The sequence below is a fragment of the Phenylobacterium sp. genome (assembly GCF_030697305.1).
Taxonomy (GTDB): domain Bacteria; phylum Pseudomonadota; class Alphaproteobacteria; order Caulobacterales; family Caulobacteraceae; genus Phenylobacterium.
This window is the reverse complement of record NZ_JAUYQL010000130.1, coordinates 1-2,953: the sequence shown is the minus strand read 5'-3', so window position 1 is coordinate 2,953 and position 2,953 is coordinate 1. Positions and strand designations below refer to the sequence as shown.

Below are 2,953 nucleotides of genomic sequence, written 5' to 3'. Positions count from 1 at the left end.
CGACAAGGGCGCGGCGCGGGCCGAGAAGCTGCGCGCCATCGCCAGCGGTGCAGTGAAAGTCGTCGTCGGCACCCATGCGTTGTTCCAGGACGACGTGGCGTTCCACCGGCTGCGCCTGGCCGTCGTCGACGAGCAGCACCGATTTGGCGTCGCCGAGCGCCAGCGGCTGCAGGCGAAGGGCGAGGCGGTGCATTTCCTGGCGATGTCGGCGACGCCGATCCCGCGCACGCTGGAGCTCACCGTCTACGGCGACCTAGACGTTTCGAAGATCGACGAGAAGCCGGCCGGCCGCACGCCGGTGGCCACCCGCGCTGTACCCATGGGCCGTGCCGACGAGGTGGAGGCGCGTCTGCGGGCCGCCGTCGCCGAGGGCGCTCAGGCCTTCTGGATCTGCCCGCTGGTCAGTGAGTCGGAACTCATTGACCTGAAGGCCGCCGAACAGCGCGCCCTGGAACTGCGCGAGCGGATCGGCCCCAGCGTCGGCCTGGTCCACGGCAAGATGCCGGCGGCCGAGAAGGACGCCGTGATGGCCGACTTCGCCGATGGCCGGATCAGCGTGCTGGTCGCCACCACCGTCGTCGAGGTGGGGGTGAATGTTCCTAACGCAACCATCATGGTCATCGAACAGGCGGAGCGGTTCGGCCTGGCGCAACTGCACCAGCTCCGCGGGCGGGTTGGCCGTGGCCAGCGCGAGAGCGCCTGCGTGCTGCTGTACGATCCGCCGCTGTCGGAGACCGCCCAGAAGCGGCTGGATATCCTGCGACGCACCGACGACGGTTTCGCCATCGCGGAGATGGACCTGCAGCTACGCGGCGGCGGCGACGCGCTGGGCCTGCGCCAGAGCGGCTTCCCGGACTATGTGTTCGCCGACCCGGCCCACCATGCGGCGCTGATCGCGGTGGCCGGCGACGATGCCAGGCTGATCCTGGCGCGTGACCCCGAGCTCGCCAGCGAGCGCGGCCAGGCGCTGCGCGTGCTGCAAGAACTGTTCGACTGGCGCGCCGCCTCGCCCCTCAAGGACGCAGGCTGAGCGCCGCGACGCTGGCTTCCGGTCGCGCGGCCAGAGCCGCCAGCCGCGCCTTAGCGTCGGCCTCCAGGTCGGCGTAGAACAGGTTGTAACCGGGCGCTTTGCGCCGCTCCGTCCACGATCCCGACGGCCTGAGCGACGGTGAGTTCGGCCGCGTGACCCGCAGCACCCCGTTCTCACATCGCGCGCCGACCTGACGCGTCAGGAAAGGCGGTCGGGCCGCCCACTCCAACCCCGTGGCGTTCGCCGCCCCGAGGTTCAGGCGGGGCGCCGCTTCAGCGTCTGTGACCGCGCCAAGCAACGGATTGAAGCAAAGCGGCGTGCGTCCCGCCAGGCTGTCGAGCTGACCGCCCGTCGTCCACACCAGGGCGCGGTCGATCAGCCTCTCGCTGCGGACCTTGTCGCCGTCCACGGCGCCGACCCAGGCCGCTACGCACGCCGTCTGGCTGGGTCGCGCGCATACCGGCGCCGGCGGTGCGTCGGCCGGGATCGCAGTGTCGATCAGATAGGCCGCCGCAAGGCGCGCGCGCATCGTCGGATCGGGCATGATCTCCTCAGACAACAGTCGCGCCGCCAGCGTCCCACCCTGTTCGACGCCGACCAGCACGAACGCCCGCCCCTGGTTGTCCGCTTCGCGATAGCGTCGGAACGCCTGGGCCACGTCACCGTAGGCGAAGCGTCGAGCCTCGCGGGCGTCCTCACGCAGGGTCAGCATGCTGTAGAGGCTGGCCTGGCGGTAACGCGGCGCGTAGATGCGCGCCAGGCGCACGAAGGGGCCGGCGTAGTTGGGCGCCATCACCCGGCGGAACTCGCGCCCTGCCCTTGCCTCGTCGATCGGCGCGTTCCAGTGACGCCCGCCGTCATAGGTGGTGGGTCCGACGAAGAAGACGTCCGCGGCGGGCTCGCCCGGGCGTCCATGCCCGCCGTCCAGCGGCCGCAGCGCCCAGGCCGAACGCTGGACATAGTCAGGCGCCGCCGGCGGGTCATAAGTCTGGAATGGCACCTTCGGGTCCAGCGTGGTGCGGATGATGTCGTCGCGCCAGATCACCGCGGCGACCAGGAGCAGCCCAACCGTCACCAACGCTGCGCGCAGCAGCAAGACGCCGAAACCTGAGCGCCGCTGGGCCACTGGCGGCTATCGGTACGGGTCGGGCTGAGAGAGGTAGCGGCTAACATAGTCGCCGATCCCGTCCTCCAGCGAGGTGAACGGTTTGTCGTAGCCTGCCTCGCGCAGACGACCGACGTCGGCTTGGGTGAAGTACTGGTATTTGTCGCGGATCGCTGGCGGCATCGGGCTGTAGTCGATCAGCGCCGGCTTGCCGGCCGCCTTGAACATCGCGCGCGCCATATCCTCGAAGGTCCGCGCCGCGCCGCTGCCCAGGTTGAAGACGCCGTTGACGGCCTCGTTGTCGACCAGCCATTGGACGACCTCGGCCACGTCCTCGACATAGACGAAATCGCGCTTCTGGCCGCCGTCGGGAACGTCGTCGCGGTACGATTTGAACAGCTGCACGGCGTGGCCTTCGCGCACCTGCGGCCAGATCTGCGAGGCCACCGACTTCATCGCGTGCTTATGCTCCTCGTTGGGTCCGTAGACGTTGAAGAACTTCAGACCCGCCCACTGCGGCGGAGCGTAATCGCGGGCCGCCTGACGCGCGGCGAAGACGTCAAACAGCGCCTTCGACCAGCCGTAGGTGTTGAGCGGCCGAAGGCCGATCAGGGCTTCCAGGTCGTTGTCGTCGACGAACCCCTGCGCGCCATCGCCGTAGGTCGCCGCCGAGGAGGCGTAGATCATCCTGCGCTGATGGTCGGTGCACCATCGGAACAGATCGCGCGACAAGGTGAAGTTGGAACGCACGATCTTGTCCGCGTCCGGCTCGGTGGTCGACGACACCGCGGCCATGTGGATCACCACGTCGATGTCGC

Annotated in this window: 3 protein-coding genes; 1 reads left to right on the top strand and 2 read right to left on the bottom strand. The window is 69.3% G+C overall.

Translation table 11 applies throughout. The features are described from left to right. Positions 1 to 1,030, top strand: a 1,030-nt coding sequence (locus Q8R27_RS13575; protein ID WP_305699521.1) for an ATP-dependent DNA helicase RecG, incomplete at its 5' end; no start/stop codon positions are given. Here Q8R27_RS13575 and Q8R27_RS13570 read toward each other — a convergent pair. Beyond that, positions 1,014 to 2,156, bottom strand: a complete 1,143-nt coding sequence (locus Q8R27_RS13570; protein ID WP_305699520.1) for a DUF3089 domain-containing protein — start codon at positions 2,154 to 2,156, stop codon at positions 1,014 to 1,016. The two genes, Q8R27_RS13575 and Q8R27_RS13570, sit on opposite strands and share 17 nt — an antisense overlap. A 6-nt stretch (positions 2,157 to 2,162) precedes the next feature. After that, positions 2,163 to 2,953 (bottom strand): ADP-glyceromanno-heptose 6-epimerase (gene rfaD / locus Q8R27_RS13565; protein WP_305699519.1); only part of this gene is annotated, 791 nt, incomplete at its 5' end.